Below are 15,810 nucleotides of genomic sequence, written 5' to 3'. Positions count from 1 at the left end.
CAAAATAAGGGGGAAATAATTATGATGAAGTATCTTCAAAAACTCGGTAAATCATTAATGCTCCCGGTAGCATGTTTACCAGTTGCAGGTATCCTTATGGGAATAGGATACTGGATTGACCCAAACATTATGATTACAGGAGATGCAAATGTTGTAGCAACATTCTTGGTTAAAGCAGGTGGTGCTTTAATTGATAACATGGCTATTTTATTTGCAATTGGTGTTGGTGTTGGTATGTCTGATGATAAAGATGGAACATCCGGACTTGCAGCATTAGTATCATGGTTAATGATTACTAAATTATTATCAACAGGAACAGTTGCGGCATTAACAGGTGCAGAAGCTAATATGGCATTTGGAAAAATAGAAAACCAATTCATTGGTATTCTTGCAGGTATTATAGGTGCTACATGTTACAACAAATTCAAAAATACTAAGTTACCAGATTTCTTATCATTCTTTAGTGGTAAGCGTTGTGTAGCAATTGTTACAGCAACAGTCAGCCTTATTGCAGTATTAATCTTATTCTTTGTATGGCCTATTCTTTATACAGGACTTGTGGCTATTGGTAAAGCAATTATTAGTACAGGTGCAGTTGGGGCAGGTATCTATGCATTCCTTAACCGTTTACTTATCCCAGTTGGTCTTCACCATGCACTTAACTCAGTATTCTGGTTTGACGTTGCAGGAATCAATGACTTAGGTAACTTCTGGGCAGGTACAGGTACACTTGGTCAAACAGGTATGTACATGTCAGGATTCTTCCCAGTTATGATGTTTGGTTTACCAGCAGCAGCTTTAGCTATGTATCATACAGCTAAAGATAACAAGAAAAAAGTAGCATTTGGTTTATTAAGTGCTGCAGCACTTTGTTCATTCTTTACAGGGGTTACAGAACCACTTGAATTTGCATTCATGTTCTTAGCTCCAGTATTATACTTAATCCATGCTATCTTAACAGGTATTTCAGCATTTATTGTAGCTTTATTACCAGTAAGAGCTGGTTTCAACTTTAGTGCAGGTCTTGTTGACTTAGTACTTAGTTTAAAAGCACCAATGGCACTTAACCCATTATGGTTAGTTCCAATTGGCTTAGGTTTTAGTGTAGTTTACTATGCAGTATTTAGATTTGTTATTACTAAATTCAATCTTAAAACACCAGGTAGGGAAGACGATGATGTTGATGGAGATGAAACACAAGTAACTCTTGCAAATAATGACTACACAGCAGTAGCTAAAACAATCTTAGAAGGTCTTGGTGGAAAAGGTAACGTTGCATCTATTGATAACTGTATCACACGTTTAAGACTTGAAATCAAAGATTACACATTAATTGATGAAAAGAAAATTAAATCATCAGGTGCTCGTGGTGTTATGAGACCAAGCAAAACAAGTATCCAAATTATTATTGGAACACAAGTACAATTTGTTGCTGATGAATTAGCAAAACTTTGTAAATAAAAAAGACTATATAGAAGGGCTACTACGCAAAATGCGTAGTAGCCCTTCTTATACGTTGAATTATAGAATAAATATTTTATAGAGTGAGGGTGTGCTTATATTTAGTCTACTTGCGTGAGTTAGCTAGGTGGATTCTCCTCCACCTGCTACACTCAGCTTTCAGAGAAATGTAACTCATTCAAAATAATAACGGTGTGAACTCGCTACGCTCAAACAGCACACCTAAAACCATTATTTTTTTATTTCGTACATTTCTTATCTGAAAGCTACGTAGGCAGATTCCGGAGAACGCACCTATCCAGCTCACTGAATCAAGTCTACGAATATGCCTCCCTCACTTTGTGGACTGTGCCGGCGGAGAGATTACTAAACTGCATGTAGCTTATATTCTAAGTCCATCCTCGAAAAAAGCTCCAGTGAGGTTACCCACGTATTACTGCCCTTTTCTACTCACGAAGGTAAGTTTTCACTTCCAGTGACACCCCGTGGTGAAGAGATAGGAGTAAATGTTTCTTCTTCGGAAGGCAAAATCTTGCAGGTATCAATGCCTTTTGCTACTGGGTTAAGTAAGACACGCTTTGTAGAATTGATAGTGCTTTTGATTTAAACTTCTAAATGATTAAGCATTTTCACATGAAAGATGTTTAGAAAATACATCAGTAGTTTAGCTATTTTTCTATCGGAAGGGGCTATTATGTGATGGGCTGTAAGGTAAGTTATTGTATGGAAACTTCCTCCGCAGACTTTTTAGAGAGGCTTAGTGAATGGAATCAAACTGGTTTTAGGGAAATGTTTGAAGAAAAGTGAACTTGTTTTCTGAGTTTTGACCGTTAGTTTGATGAAATGAACTTAGCCTCTCTTAAAGGTTGAGGACTAAAAGTTGGAGTATAATAAGCTTGCCTACATGCCCTCACACTTAACCAAATATTTATTTTATCCTCATACTAAAAATATTCAAAAAGAACATTTAATATTGGGGAAAGTGAACAAGTGGTCACTCATATATTGAATTAGAGGAGTCAGAGGAGGCATACAATGATTCAATATAAAGTCTGGACACAAAAGTATGGAGAACCTTTTAAGACGAAACTAGAGAGTGCTTTAATAGAGCAAAAGTTTCAAGGAGAGAAATGGGAAGAAGAGCACTTTGCGCATATAGATAGTTTTAAATTTACTCCGAATAAAAAAGATAAAGAGCAAAGCTTGAATAATATGGTAACTTTAATAGGAGATTTTATTCAAGAGGAACTTTTAAAGGGATTTGCAAAAACTTATTTAAGGGCTCGTAAAGACTTAGATAAAATGGAGAAAAGAGAAATAGAAAAATTATTTATCCATAATAACTATATAGCTAAGGAAGATGGTGTATCTTATATTTCTTATTATGTAATTTATACTCCTATATATAAAGAATTAGAGAAATATAAGGAAATTAACATAGATGGCTGGATTACTTTTAGAAGTGAAAAATATAAAGTAATCCTTGAAGATGTAATAGAACAGACCATATATGACTATGAGATGCAAAAAGACTATATACAATTTATAAATTTTTTGCTACAAATGAAGGGATTACAGGAAGAACAAATAGAGCTTGTTCATTTAGTGCCTAGACAGGATGGTACTATTTTATTGTTTGATGAAGAAGAAAAAGATCAAACGGATTATTGGACCAAACTGTATTGTGAAGACTTGGAAGATGAAGCACTTACTATAGAAGACCGCGTGTTGCATATGCTTATCACTTTATCTCCAAAAGAGATTGTATTACATGATTTCTATGAAAAATTAAATAAACCATTTTTAGAAACACTCAAGACTCTTTTTAGAGATCAACTTATATGTTGTAAAGGCTGTGAGTTTTGTCAAAAACAGCTGTAAAAAACTACTATGTTAAGAATGGTGTTGACAGTGATGGGGAATTTGAATAGAATGAGTATAGAATATTTAAAAACGTTGAAGAGACAAGTAGCTTATAGAACTTTTTCAGAGAGAAGATGCGTTGGTGGGAGCATTTTTAAAGCAATATAGGTGAAGACCAACTCTGAGTGATTGAGAACCAATCCGTTGACTACGTTATAGTCGAAACAAGAGGTTTCTAAAAGAAACAATAAGGGTGGAACCGCGGGAAATGTACTCTCGTCCCTTTTCTAGTTTTTGTGGCTAGAAAAGGACGAGAGTTTTTTGATGCCCAAATTCTAGAAATAGTACACACTATATTGAAAAGGGAGGGAATGTTATGATTAACATTACTTTAAAAGATGGTGTTGTAAAACAATACGAAGCAGGTATTAGTGTACTAGATGTAGCAAAAGACTTAAGCGAAGGCTTAGCAAGAATGGCTTGTTGTGGTCTAGTAAATGGTGAAAGAGTAGATCTTAGAGATACTTTAGATCAAGATTGTGAGTTAGAAATTGTAACTTTCAAAGATGCAGATGGTAGATGGGCATTCCGTCATACAGGTGCTCATATTTTAGCTCAAGCAGTTAAAAGACTTTATCCAGATACAAAACTTGCAATTGGACCAGCTATAGAAGATGGTTTCTATTATGACTTTGATAGCGCAAGACCTTTCACAGAAGAAGATTTTGTAGCCATTGAAGCTGAAATGAAAAAAATCGTAAAAGAAAAACTTGCTATTGAAAGATTTGAGCTTCCTCGTGAAGAAGCTATTAAAATGATGGAAGAAGCAGGTGAACCTTATAAGGTAGAGTTAATTCAAGATCTTCCAGAAGGTGAAGTGATTTCCTTCTATAAACAAGGTGAATTTGTAGACCTTTGTGCAGGCCCTCACCTTATGACTACAAAACCAGTAGAAGCTATTAAACTTCTTTCTGTTGCAGGTGCATACTGGAGAGGTAGTGAAAAGAATAAAATGCTTTCTCGTATTTATGCAACAGCATTTGCAAAAAAATCAGAGTTAGCAGATCACTTAGCTAAAATCGAAGAAGCTAAAAAACGTGATCATCGTAAATTAGGGCGTGAACTTGAATTATTCACAATCCTTGATGAAGGTCCTGGTTTCCCATTCTTCTTACCAAAAGGAATGGAACTTAGAAACACACTTATTAATTATTGGAGAGAAATTCACAAAAAAGCGGGTTATCAAGAAATCTCTACTCCAATTATTTTAAATAAAGATTTATGGCTTACAAGTGGACACTGGGATCACTACCGTGAAAACATGTACACAACAGTCATTGATGAAATGGATTATGCGATCAAGCCTATGAACTGTCCAGGCGGTATGTTAGTGTATAAGACAAAGATGCGTTCTTATCGTGACCTTCCACTTCGTATGGGTGAATTAGGACTTGTACACAGACATGAGCTTTCAGGTGCGTTACATGGTCTTATGCGTGTACGTAACTTTACTCAAGATGATGCACATATCTTTATGCTTCCAGAACAAATTAAGAGTGAGATCAAAGGTGTTGTAACACTTATTGATGAAGTTTATAAAGCATTTGGTTTCAAATATAAAGTAGAAGTTTCTACAAGACCAGAAGATAGTATGGGTAGTGATGAAGCTTGGGAAACAGCAACAGAAGCTTTAAAAGAAGCTTTAACAGATTTAGGCTATGATTACAAAATCAACGAAGGTGATGGCGCATTCTATGGTCCAAAGATTGACTTCAAACTTGAAGACTGCTTAGGTAGAACATGGCAATGTGGTACAATCCAATTAGACTTCCAACTTCCAGAACGCTTCGAACTTGAATATGTTGGAGCAGATGGTGAAAAACACAGACCAGTTATGATTCACCGTGTTATCTTAGGAAGTATTGAACGTTTCATTGGGGTTATTACAGAACACTTTGCAGGTGCATTCCCAACATGGCTTGCTCCAGTACAAGTAAAAGTACTTCCTATCTCAGAAAAATACCATGAGTATGCTGAAAAAGTTCAAGCAAGCTTATTAGATGCAGGTGTAAAAGTTGAAATTGATGAACGTGCAGAGAAGATTGGTTACAAGATTCGTGAAGCACGTATGGAACGTGTACCATACATCTTAGTTGTAGGTGCTGAAGAAGAAGCAGAAGATAAGGTAGCTGTTAGAAGTCGTGAAAATGGTGAAGAAGGCAAGATGCCACTTCAAGATTTCATTGGCAAAATTACAGAAGAAATTAAAACTAAGTATAACTACCTAGTTTCAGGCAATAAAACAGAAGAAACTACAGAAGAATAAACTTAAAAGTTTAGAAGACTAAAACAGTATCTAAGTAAGGGCTGAAGTTTATTTGTAATATAAACTTTAGCTCTTCTTAATATAAAGAAACTATACAATATATAGAGGTGAAAAATGATTAATATTACTTTAAAAGATGGTACTAAGAAGCAGTATGAAGCAGGTATCACTATTTTAGATATTGCTAAAGACCTTAGTGAAGGTTTAGCACGTGCTGCTTGTGCAGGTAAATTAAACGGTGAAATGGTAGACCTTAGAACACCAGTTACAGAAGATGCGAGTATTGAAATTCTTACATTCAATGATAAAGAAGGGAAATGGGCATTCCGCCATACAGCAGCTCATATTTTAGCTCAAGCAGTTAAGAATCTCTATCCAGATGTAAAACTTGCTATTGGACCAGCTATAGAAGATGGTTTCTACTATGATTTTGATCGTGAAACAGCATTTACAGAGGAAGAATTTAAAGCCATTGAAGCTGAAATGAAAAAAATTGTAAAAGCAAAACTTCCTATTGAAAGATTTGAACTTCCTCGTGAAGAAGCTATTAAAATGATGGAAGAAGCAGGTGAACCATATAAAGTAGAACTTATTCGTGACCTTCCAGAAGGTGAAATTATTTCTTTCTATAAACAAGGCGAATTTGTAGACCTTTGTGCAGGTCCTCACCTTATGAGTACAAAACCAGTAGATGCTTTTAAAATTCTTTATGCTGCAGGTGCGTACTGGAAAGGTAATGAGAAAAACAAAATGCTTGCTCGTATCTATGCAACAGCATTCCCTAAAAAAGCTGAGCTTAATGAGCATTTAGAAAAACTTGAAGAAGCTAAAAAACGTGATCATAATAAACTTGGTCGTGAACTTAAACTCTTCACAACAGATGAAGCAGTAGGACAAGGGCTTCCACTTATGATGCCAAAAGGTGCACGTGTTATCCAAACACTTCAAAGATGGGTAGAAGATGAGGAAGAAAGACGTGGCTATGTACTTACAAAAACACCAAGCATGGCTAAAAATGACCTTTACAAAATTTCAGGTCACTGGGATCACTACAAAGATGGTATGTTTGTAATGGGAGAAGAAGAAACAGATAATGAAATTATTGCACTTCGTCCAATGACATGCCCATTCCAATTCTGTATCTATAACTCAGAGCAACACAGCTATCGTGATCTTCCTATCCGTTATGCTGAAACAGCTACCCTTGCAAGAAATGAATCTTCAGGAGAAATGCATGGACTTATTCGTGTAAGACAATTTACACTTGCAGATGGACATATTGTATGTACACCAGAGCAACTTGAAGATGAATTTAAAGGATGTCTTGACCTTATCAAATACATTATGAATACACTTGGTATTGATAAAGATATTTCTTACAGATTCTCTAAATGGGATCCATCAAATACAGAGAAATATATTGATAACCCAGCAGCTTGGGAAGAAACTCAAGTTATCATGAAAAATATCTTAGATCATCTTGATATTGACTATACAGAAGCAGAGGGTGAAGCTGCATTCTATGGCCCAAAACTTGATATTCAATTTAAAAATGTACATGGTAAAGAAGATACAATTATCACAATCCAAATTGACTTTGCATTAGCAGAACGTTTTGGTATGACTTATGTAGATTCAAATGGAGAGAAGAAACGTCCATACATTATCCATCGTTCATCAATTGGATGTTATGAAAGAACACTTGCTATGCTTATTGAAAAATATGCAGGGGCGTTCCCAGCATGGCTTGCACCAACAGCAGTTAAAGTACTTCCTATTTCAGATAAATATGCTGATTATGCAGCAGAAGTTACTAAAGCACTTAAAGATAACGGCGTAAAAGTTGAAGCAGATTACAGAACAGAAAAAATCGGTTACAAAATCCGTGAAGCACGTATGGAACGTGTACCATACATCTTAGTTGTAGGTATGGATGAAGAAGCGAATAGAACTGTATCTGTAAGAAGCAGACAAAATGGTGATGAAGGTGCTGTAGCACTAGACATATTTGTAAGCCGTGTTTCAAACGAAATTAAAACTAGATATAATTACCATCTAGAAATGAAGGATCAAAACGAGAACAACTAGTTGACAAACCTAATTGTCTATGGTAAGATTTCATATGTTATCAGATGCAAGTAGAAGCTATCTCTTCTCACCTTACAACGACTTAAGTTCGTAAGGTCATACTAATTGAATTTTAAATCGACAGATTTAGTATGATATAGAAAAGAAGTGGGTAGGTTGAATGCATCTATCCACTTCTTTATTTTAGTGCGTTCACATCAACGCAAAAAGAGATGTTTAAATTCATACAGGCAAACAAATTTAGGAGGTGCCCATTATTAACGAATTAATGATTAACGAACAAATTCGTGACAAAGAAGTAAGACTTATTGGTGCAGATGGAGAGCAAATTGGTATTGTATCAATTAGAGACGCTCAACAAATGGCCAGTGAAAAAAATCTTGATCTTGTCAAAATTGCTCCACAAGCAAAACCACCAGTATGTAAGGTGATGGATTACGGTAAATACAAATTTGATGCAGCTAAGAAAGAAAAAGAAGCTCGTAAAAATCAAAAAACAGTTAGTGTTAAAGAAGTTAGATTTTCAGCAAGTATTGATAAACATGACTTCGAAACTAAAGTCCGTAATGCTCAAAAATTCTTAAAAGCAGGGGACAAAGTTAAAGTATCAGTTATGTTCCGTGGACGTGAGATGATGCATACACAAAAAGGTGTTGAGATATTAGATCAAGCAATGTCACTTCTCGAAGAGTATGGCGTAGCTGAAAACAGACCTAAATTAGAAGGTAGAAACATGGCTATCGTGGTAGCACCAAAATAGTTACCTTAAGATAAAAATTAAATTATTAAAAGGAGGATCCTACTCATGGCTAAATTAAAAACAAATAGAGCAGCAGCAAAACGCTTCAAAGTAACAGGATCAGGAAAACTTAAAAGATCAAAAGCATACACAAGTCACATCTTAACAAAAAAATCTCCTAAGAGAAAACGTAACTTAAGACATGCTGGACTTGTTGATTCAACAAACGAAAAACAAATGAAACGTTTATTACCACATTTATAAGAAAAAGCAGTAGGAGGTTAGGAACATGGCGAGAGTAAAAGGTGGCATGGCTACTAAAAAAAGACGTAACAGAGTATTAAAATTAGCTAAAGGCTATAGAGGCGCGAAATCTAAACAATTCAGAACAGCTAAACAAGCTGTAATGAAATCATTAAGCTACTCATATGCTGGTAGAAAACAAAGAAAACGTGAATTCAGAACATTATGGATTGCTCGTATTAACGCAGCAAGCAGAATGAACGGTTTATCATACAGCCGTTTCATGAATGGTCTTAAAAACGCTAACATCACAATCAACAGAAAAATGTTAGCTGATATGGCTATCAATGATGCAGCAGCTTTCACAACATTAGTTGAAACAGCTAAAGCTAACTTAAAATAATTTAAGCTAATTTAAAATATTTCAAGTTAATATAAAAAGAGGTCTAGGCAATTATGCCTAGGCCTTTTTTGGTATATAAAATCTATTTTTTATAGAACGTAAGGGATAGTAGAAAGTTTTAAGTAAAGTAAGGACATTAAGAGGACAAATAAGGGACAAGTAGGATGTTGACCTAGGGACATAAGTTGCGAAATAATGTAGATGACCAATATAAGTAATAAATGGAGATAAATATAAAAATATTTAAATATATAAGAAGGAGCTTAATATGAAATTAGGTAAGATAAGAAAACTTATGGCAGTTGTTCTTGGTATGACTATGGTATATGGTGCTATCCCAACTTTTGGGACAGTATTGGCAGTTGAACAAGATAGAGTAGCAAGTAGACCGGAAGATTTAGAAAGAAAAATTGTAGGTTATTTTCCAGAATGGGCATATAAGTCAGCAGAGCATAATTATTTTAATGTAACAGATTTACAATGGGAAGAACTAACACATATTCAGTATTCTTTTGCATTTGTAGATGAAAAAACAAATCAAATTACTTTCTCTGATCGTGAAGCAGCGATAGAGGAAACATTTGAAGGCATGGATTTAAGTTATAATGGAAAACCTGTAACACTTGATCCAAACTTACCTTATCAAGGACATTTTAATATTCTTCAACAAATGAAAAAGCAGTTTCCAGATGTAACATTATTAATGTCAGTAGGTGGATGGGCTGGTTCACGTGGATTCTACACAATGATGGATACAGACCAAGGTATTGATACATTTGTACAATCATGTGTTGACTTTATTAGAACATATGGATTTGATGGTATTGATATTGACTTTGAATTCCCATCATCAACAAGCCAATCAGGGAATCCAGATGATTTTGATGTATCTGAGCCACGTCGTCAAACAATTAATAAACGTTACAATGTGATGATGAAGAAATTAAGAGAAGGACTTGATAAAGCTGGTAGAGAAGATGGAAAATACTATATGCTAACAGCTGCTGTGTCAGCATCTTCATGGGTGTTAGGTGGTGTTGAGTCTAATGAATATGCTAACTACTTAGATTTCTTAAGCATTATGTCTTATGACTATCATGGTGGATGGAATCAATATGTTGAAAACCAAGCTAATATTTATCCAGATCCAGCAGATACAGAAACAAAAGGAATGATTATGCCAGTATTAGGTATGGATTGGTCATACAATTACTATCGTGGTGTACTACCTCCGGAAAAAATTCTTATGGGGATTCCTTACTACACAAGAGGTTGGGAGAATGTACAAGGCGGAGATGGTACAGGTTTACATGGTAGCAGTAAAACACCAGCAACAGGTAAGTACAATATCTGGGGAGATTATGATACAACAGGCTATCAGATACCAGCAGGTGCAAACCCATTATGGCATGTACTTAACTTAATGGAAGAAGATCCAAATTTACAAGTATATTGGGATAATGTTGGTAAGGTACCACATTTATGGCAACCAGATGAACGTGTATTCTTAAGCTATGAAAATGAAAGGTCAATAGATGAACGCTTAAAATATATTGAAGAGAAAAACTTAGGTGGTGCATTAATCTGGGTTATGGATGGTGATTATGGTTTAAATCCAAACTATGTACCAGGTTCAACAGATATTAATGAAGGTAAGTACACCTATGGAAATACACTTACTAAGAGATTAAGTGATGGTCTTGAAGTAATGGGGCCAGCTAACAAAACAGATGAGAGTTTAAAAGGAACATCAGAAATTGGTGTTGAAGTAGAGCTAAAAGGTAACTATGATCATCCAAACTATACATATGAATTTATTATTACAAACCATACAGATGAAGAAATTAAAGGTGGATGGGAAATTGCTTTTGATTTACCAAAGTCAGCTGAATTCAAATCTACTTGGGGTGGAACAGTAACAAAACAAGATAATGGTGAATTCACAAGAATAACTATTCAATCTTCAGGATGGCAAAACTTAGCAGCAGGTGCAACAACTAATCTTCAAGGAATGATCGGTTTATGCTTTAGTGGTGTAAGAAATATTACGTTTAATGGTATGATACCAGCAGGAAAAGATGCAAATGTTAATCAAGCTCCAGTATTTATAGGCATAGAAGATGTAATTTTAACAGTAGGGGATACATTTGATCCTATGGCAAATGTAGTAGCAACAGATAAAGAAGATGGAGATTTAACAGAAACAATTACAGTAGAAGGTGCAGTAGATACAACAACTGTAGGTCAATATACATTAACTTATACAGTGTCAGATAGCCAGGAAGTTACAACAACAGTAGTACGTAATGTTGTTGTAAAAGAAAATACAGCTCCAGTTATTACAGGGGCAGACAATATTGAAATTAATATAGGACAAGATTTTGATAAGATGGCTGGTGTAAGAGCACATGATGAGGAAGATGGTGACTTAACAACAGCAATTCAAGTAGTAGGAAATGTAGATACAAACAAAGAAGGTACTTATGTACTAACTTATAAAGTTGTAGATTCAAAAGGCTTAGTAACAGAAGTAGAGCGTCAAGTAGTCGTTACAAAATTACCAAATACAGCACCTGTTATCAGTGGTGTAGTAGATGTAGAAATTAATGTAGGTGAAGACTTTGGTGTAATGCATGGTATTAGTGCATATGACAAAGAAGATGGTAACTTAACAGGAGCAATTCAAGTAACAGGTCAAGTAGATACAAGTAAAGAAGGAACATATATTTTAATCTATACTGTAGAAGATAAAGATGGTGCACTCACATCACTAGAGCGTCGTATAGTGGTAACTAAAGTACCAAATACAGCACCTGTTATTCGCGGAGCAGAAGATATTGTACTTGAAGTAGGGGATGCTTTTGATGTAATGGCTAATGTAAGTGCCTATGATAAAGAAGATGGTGATTTAACACATGCAATCAAACTAGATGGTTTTGTAGATGTAAATGTACCAGGTAGCTATGAAGTCATGTATACAGTAACAGATAGTGAAGGTTTAACAACGATTGTTGTAAGAAATATCACAGTTAAAGAAGTACCAACAACACCAGAACCAGGTGATACATATAATCCAGAAAGAATTTATAATACTGGAGATAAGGTTATCTACAAAGGTGAAGAGTATACTGCAAAATGGTGGGTACAAGGTGAAGCGCCAGATAACAGTAGTGCATGGGAGAAAGCACCTCAAGTTAATGAAGATGGTACACAAGTTTATATTCCAGGTAAAGCTTATGTAGAAGGGGACCGCGTAAACTACAATGGACAAGTATATAAAGCAAAATGGTGGACAAATTCAACTCCAGGTAGTGATAGTAGTTGGGAGTTAGAAGGTGCTGGTAACAGTGATGAAGATCAATCAAATGATAATAATTATGTACAAGGTGGAACATATGTAGGGGGCGATATTGTAACTTACAATGGAGAAACATATAAAGCGAAATGGTGGACAACATCAACTCCAGGCAGTGATGAAAGTTGGGAAAAACTATAATAGCTAAGATATAGAAATGCTATATAGAATGAATAATTAAATTATCAATAAAGGTCTATGGAACGAGTTATAATTTTCTAGTTTCATAGACCTTTATTTGTTTATGGGATTATGCAATAGACCTAAAAAGATATTGAAAAGTATGAAGATGATATAATATGATAAGAACATATTAATAAATTTTAAAGCGAGGAGGAAGAAGTATGATTTGTACAACAAGAGTTAGTAGTTGCTCAGCAGGATCTATTAATAGATAAAGGCGATTGCCTGAACTGAGCTTAGTTTAAAGTCGCCTGCTCTATTTCATAGATACTGCACCTTGGAGAATGACAACATACTTTCTAGGGAGAGCGATATTATGAAATATAGAAAAGCAGAAGATATATTACCACAAGAATTATTAGAACAAATACAATACTATATACAGGGTGAAATACTTTATATACCCAATAAAAAGGGACATAAAAAGAAATGGGGAGAATGCTCAGGGGGAAGAAGTTATTTAGCTATGCGCAATGCTGCGATTAAGGAAGCATATGCAAGTGGAGAAAGTTGTGAAACTTTAGCAAGTTCTTATCATCTGAGCTTAGCAAGTATTAGAAAGATTGTATATGGTAGTAAATAAAAAATACATGATAGACATTTTATAGATTGCATTATAGACAGTAGAGTCATTATGATAAAAGTAATGGCTCTACTGTTTTTTCTTTAGGACAGAATAAAGGAGAGAAGAAAATGCAATTGATTGATATTACAAAGGGATTAAGATTGAGAAGATATGATGGTAACTATGATTTTGCATTAAGCTGGTATCAAGATGAAGAAATGTTACGTCTAGTAGATGGAAAAGATGCAAGCGTATATGATGCATTAAAGCTTGCAAGAATGTATAACTATTTAAATGAACAAGGAGAACTTTATTTTATAGAAATACAGGAAGAAGATGAATTTAAGCCTATAGGTGATGTTACATTATGCAAAGATGATTTGCCTATCGTAATAGGGGAAAGTAAATATCGTGGAAAAGGAATAGGTAAGCAAGTTATAGAAGTTTTAAAAGAAAGGGCACGAGAGTTGGGGTACACTACTCTAGGCGTAAGAGAAATTTATAATTATAATAATGCTTCAATAAGATTATTTGAAAACGTAGGTTTTATAAAAGATAAGTCAACTGTAGATGGATTTAGTTATAGATATGATTTGATAATGAAAAGGGGGAGTGAAGAAATGAAATGTTGTTATTTAGGTGAAGAATATACTGAGGAAATTGTACAACTTATGAGTAAGTACAATAAGTTACTTCAATATAGGATAGGGTATTGTTCAGTAAAACCGGAGAGTATTAGAGCGGATGTCAAAGAATCTTTTGCTGATCCTGAGAATAAAACTGTAGGTATTTTGCAGGATTCAAAACTTGTAGCAGTAATTGGTCTAGAGATTGATGAGGCCAAGCAAGTAGTAGAAATGGTAGGTCCTTTTGTAGAGGGGAAGGAAAAACAAATGTGGCTAGAACTTAGTGAACAGCTTATAAGTTTTGTGTTAAAAGAACTAGGGAATGCCTATACCTATAAGTTTTTTATTCATAAAGAGCATGAGTGGTGTAAATCATTACTTCGTTCAATGCATACGCATTTTATGGGGGATGAATATACTTTGAGAATTTATCCTAGTAACATAGGTGCATTAGAAGAAGAATACTTAGTAGAAGTACCATCGGTTGAAGAATATGAAGAGGTAAAAGCACTTCATGATCTAACGTGGCCAGGGGTGTATTATAGTGGAGAAGAAATAGTCACAATGTTAGATGAAGGACATCAAGTCTTTATTGTAAAGCAAGGAAAAGAAATAGTAGGATATACGTTTATTGAGCAGCAGCTTTCAGGTAAAAGAGGGTATATACATTTTCTAGCAGTTAAAGAAGCTTATAGAGGGAAAGGCATAGGAAGAGCACTTTTACAGTATGCTATTAAATGGTCTATGCAAGATGCAGAAGTTGAGAAGGTTTGTTTATGTGTAGAAGTAGAAAATGAGAATGCTTTAAAACTATACTATGGGATAGGGTTTGAAATAGAAGAAGCATATGAGGCTTATCATATAGATAAAAGTTGAAATTAATAGATGAGGTAGAACAATGAAAATAATTGATACATATGAAGAAATAAAAAAGTTAGAATCAAGCATGCGATTAAATACTACGGCATTTTTAGAAGAATGGAAAAGATATATAGCAAATATATCTCCGTTATTAGTAGAAAAGCTGATTCAAGATAGTAATAATTATAATCTAAAAAAGGAAGTAATACCTGTTATTGAACAAGCTTTTAGTGAGGAGGATATTTTAAGACAAGTTCATGAAATTTTTTTAGAGGTAACTAAAGATTTATCTAAAAAGGTAGAAAATAATTTAAAATACCAGTTGGATATAGATATTATCTTTTATTTAGGACTATGTAATGGAGCAGGTTGGCAACTAATATAGGAAACAGAAAAGTTATTCTATTAGGCATTGAAAAGATAATAGAACTTAAGTGGTATAATACAAAAAGTATGATTGCATTAATCTATCATGAAATTGGACATATATGGCATGATCACATATTAGAAAATAGTCCTCAACTAGATACCCAGTGGGAACATTCATTATGGCAACTCTATAGAGAAGGAATGGCGATGTATTGTGAGCAATTACTATATAACGATCATTCATTTTATCATCAAGATACTAATGGATGGCTTATATGGTGCAAAGAAAATAAAAAACAATTAATAAAAGAATATAAGTTAAGACTTGATAAGAATGAGAGTACACAGGAGTTTTTCGGAGATTGGCATAGCTATAAAGGGCATTCTGATATAGGTTATTACATAGGATGTGAATTTGTAAAGTGGCTTATTGCTAAATATAGTATCGTAGAAAGTTGCCATATGGATATGAAAAGTATGTTGTATGAACTAGAAGAGTATATGATGGCAGAGTAAAATTCATATTTTTAGTTATTTTAATTTTAAAGAATTAAAGTGAAATCATAAAAAATTAAAATTAACTAAATGGAAATAGAAGACAAAGGTAGGTTTGTCTTCTATTTTTGTATGTAAATAAAATAAATATTACTAAGTAGACAAAGAATACAACATATAAAAGAGGTAACAAGAAAAGGATTGACTTTAAAGATTAAATGTAAAACCAAAAA

13 protein-coding genes and 1 other annotated feature (1 of these 14 running past the window's edge) are annotated in these 15,810 nt (G+C 34.2%); of the genes, 12 read left to right on the top strand and 1 reads right to left on the bottom strand.

Translation table 11 applies throughout. The annotated features are described in order from the left end of the window. Window positions 1-21 precede the first annotated feature (21 nt). From nagE to BN2390_RS01800, 12 genes are all read left to right on the top strand, one after another. On the top strand, window positions 22-1,461 hold the full coding sequence (gene nagE, locus BN2390_RS01855) for an N-acetylglucosamine-specific PTS transporter subunit IIBC (RefSeq protein ID WP_053982648.1): 1,440 nt from the start codon (window positions 22-24) through the stop codon (window positions 1,459-1,461). 1,035 nt (window positions 1,462-2,496) lie between these two features. Then, window positions 2,497-3,342, top strand: a complete 846-nt coding sequence (ytxC, locus tag BN2390_RS01850; protein WP_053982647.1) for a sporulation protein YtxC — start codon at window positions 2,497-2,499, stop codon at window positions 3,340-3,342. 66 nt (window positions 3,343-3,408) lie between these two features. Further along, window positions 3,409-3,611, top strand: a binding site (T-box leader). A 92-nt stretch (window positions 3,612-3,703) separates the two neighbouring features. Next, entirely contained in the window at window positions 3,704-5,650 is a 1,947-nt protein-coding gene (thrS, locus tag BN2390_RS01845; protein ID WP_053982791.1) for a threonine--tRNA ligase, read from the top strand. A gap of 114 nt (window positions 5,651-5,764) precedes the next feature. Continuing rightward, window positions 5,765-7,738, top strand: coding sequence for a threonine--tRNA ligase (thrS, locus tag BN2390_RS01840; RefSeq protein WP_053982646.1), 1,974 nt, complete (start codon window positions 5,765-5,767; stop codon window positions 7,736-7,738). A 268-nt stretch (window positions 7,739-8,006) separates the two neighbouring features. Next, window positions 8,007-8,498, top strand: coding sequence for a translation initiation factor IF-3 (gene infC / locus BN2390_RS01835; protein WP_053982645.1), 492 nt, complete (start codon window positions 8,007-8,009; stop codon window positions 8,496-8,498). 45 nt (window positions 8,499-8,543) lie between these two features. Then, window positions 8,544-8,741, top strand: a complete 198-nt coding sequence (gene rpmI, locus BN2390_RS01830; protein ID WP_053982644.1) for a 50S ribosomal protein L35 — start codon at window positions 8,544-8,546, stop codon at window positions 8,739-8,741. 25 nt (window positions 8,742-8,766) lie between these two features. Then, entirely contained in the window at window positions 8,767-9,123 is a 357-nt protein-coding gene (gene rplT, locus BN2390_RS01825; RefSeq protein ID WP_053982643.1) for a 50S ribosomal protein L20, read from the top strand. A 268-nt stretch (window positions 9,124-9,391) separates the two neighbouring features. Then, window positions 9,392-12,619 carry a glycosyl hydrolase family 18 protein gene (locus tag BN2390_RS22040; RefSeq protein WP_082238534.1) on the top strand — a complete coding sequence of 1,076 codons (3,228 nt, stop codon included), beginning with the start codon at window positions 9,392-9,394 and terminating at the stop codon, window positions 12,617-12,619. 358 nt (window positions 12,620-12,977) lie between these two features. Continuing rightward, window positions 12,978-13,244 (top strand): CD3324 family protein, encoded by a 267-nt coding sequence (locus BN2390_RS01815; RefSeq protein ID WP_053982642.1) that lies wholly within the window; start codon window positions 12,978-12,980, stop codon window positions 13,242-13,244. 110 nt (window positions 13,245-13,354) lie between these two features. Next, window positions 13,355-14,728: a GNAT family N-acetyltransferase gene (locus tag BN2390_RS21305; RefSeq protein ID WP_082238533.1), complete on the top strand. Its 1,374-nt coding sequence runs from the start codon at window positions 13,355-13,357 to the stop codon at window positions 14,726-14,728. Between the two features lie 22 nt (window positions 14,729-14,750). Beyond that, window positions 14,751-15,098 (top strand): hypothetical protein, encoded by a 348-nt coding sequence (locus tag BN2390_RS01805; RefSeq protein WP_053982641.1) that lies wholly within the window; start codon window positions 14,751-14,753, stop codon window positions 15,096-15,098. Beyond that, the gene (locus BN2390_RS01800) at window positions 15,083-15,598 is read left to right on the top strand and encodes a hypothetical protein (RefSeq protein ID WP_053982640.1); all 516 of its coding nucleotides are present in this window, start codon (window positions 15,083-15,085) and stop codon (window positions 15,596-15,598) included. The genes BN2390_RS01805 and BN2390_RS01800 overlap by 16 nt, the downstream gene beginning before the upstream one ends. Before the next feature lie 101 nt (window positions 15,599-15,699). Here the strand turns inward: BN2390_RS01800 and BN2390_RS01795 are convergent, their stop codons facing one another. Continuing rightward, window positions 15,700-15,810 carry the end of a hypothetical protein gene (locus BN2390_RS01795; RefSeq protein ID WP_053982639.1) on the bottom strand. Its footprint extends 156 nt past the window's final position, so 111 of the gene's 267 nt are visible here — the last part of the coding sequence; its start codon lies beyond the right edge, outside the window — the gene reads right to left on this strand; it ends in the stop codon at window positions 15,700-15,702.

The organism is Niameybacter massiliensis, from assembly GCF_001282685.1.
Classification (GTDB): Bacteria; Bacillota; Clostridia; order Lachnospirales; family Cellulosilyticaceae; genus Holtiella; species Holtiella tumoricola.
The sequence above is the reverse complement of the archived record's forward strand: the minus strand, read 5'-3'. Positions and strand labels throughout refer to the sequence as shown.

What these genes read in the sequence shown, in the direction of transcription:
- BN2390_RS01805 (WP_053982641.1), top strand. Translation starts at nt 14,751, where the DNA reads ATGAAAATAATTGATACATATGAAGAAATAAAAAAGTTAGAATCAAGC.
- rpmI (WP_053982644.1), top strand. Translation starts at nt 8,544, where the DNA reads ATGGCTAAATTAAAAACAAATAGAGCAGCAGCAAAACGCTTCAAAGTA.
- rplT (WP_053982643.1), top strand. Translation starts at nt 8,767, where the DNA reads ATGGCGAGAGTAAAAGGTGGCATGGCTACTAAAAAAAGACGTAACAGA.
- BN2390_RS01815 (WP_053982642.1), top strand. Translation starts at nt 12,978, where the DNA reads ATGAAATATAGAAAAGCAGAAGATATATTACCACAAGAATTATTAGAA.
- infC (WP_053982645.1), top strand. Translation starts at nt 8,007, where the DNA reads ATGATTAACGAACAAATTCGTGACAAAGAAGTAAGACTTATTGGTGCA.
- thrS (WP_053982646.1), top strand. Translation starts at nt 5,765, where the DNA reads ATGATTAATATTACTTTAAAAGATGGTACTAAGAAGCAGTATGAAGCA.
- BN2390_RS22040 (WP_082238534.1), top strand. Translation starts at nt 9,392, where the DNA reads ATGAAATTAGGTAAGATAAGAAAACTTATGGCAGTTGTTCTTGGTATG.
- ytxC (WP_053982647.1), top strand. Translation starts at nt 2,497, where the DNA reads ATGATTCAATATAAAGTCTGGACACAAAAGTATGGAGAACCTTTTAAG.
- nagE (WP_053982648.1), top strand. Translation starts at nt 22, where the DNA reads ATGATGAAGTATCTTCAAAAACTCGGTAAATCATTAATGCTCCCGGTA.
- BN2390_RS21305 (WP_082238533.1), top strand. Translation starts at nt 13,355, where the DNA reads ATGCAATTGATTGATATTACAAAGGGATTAAGATTGAGAAGATATGAT.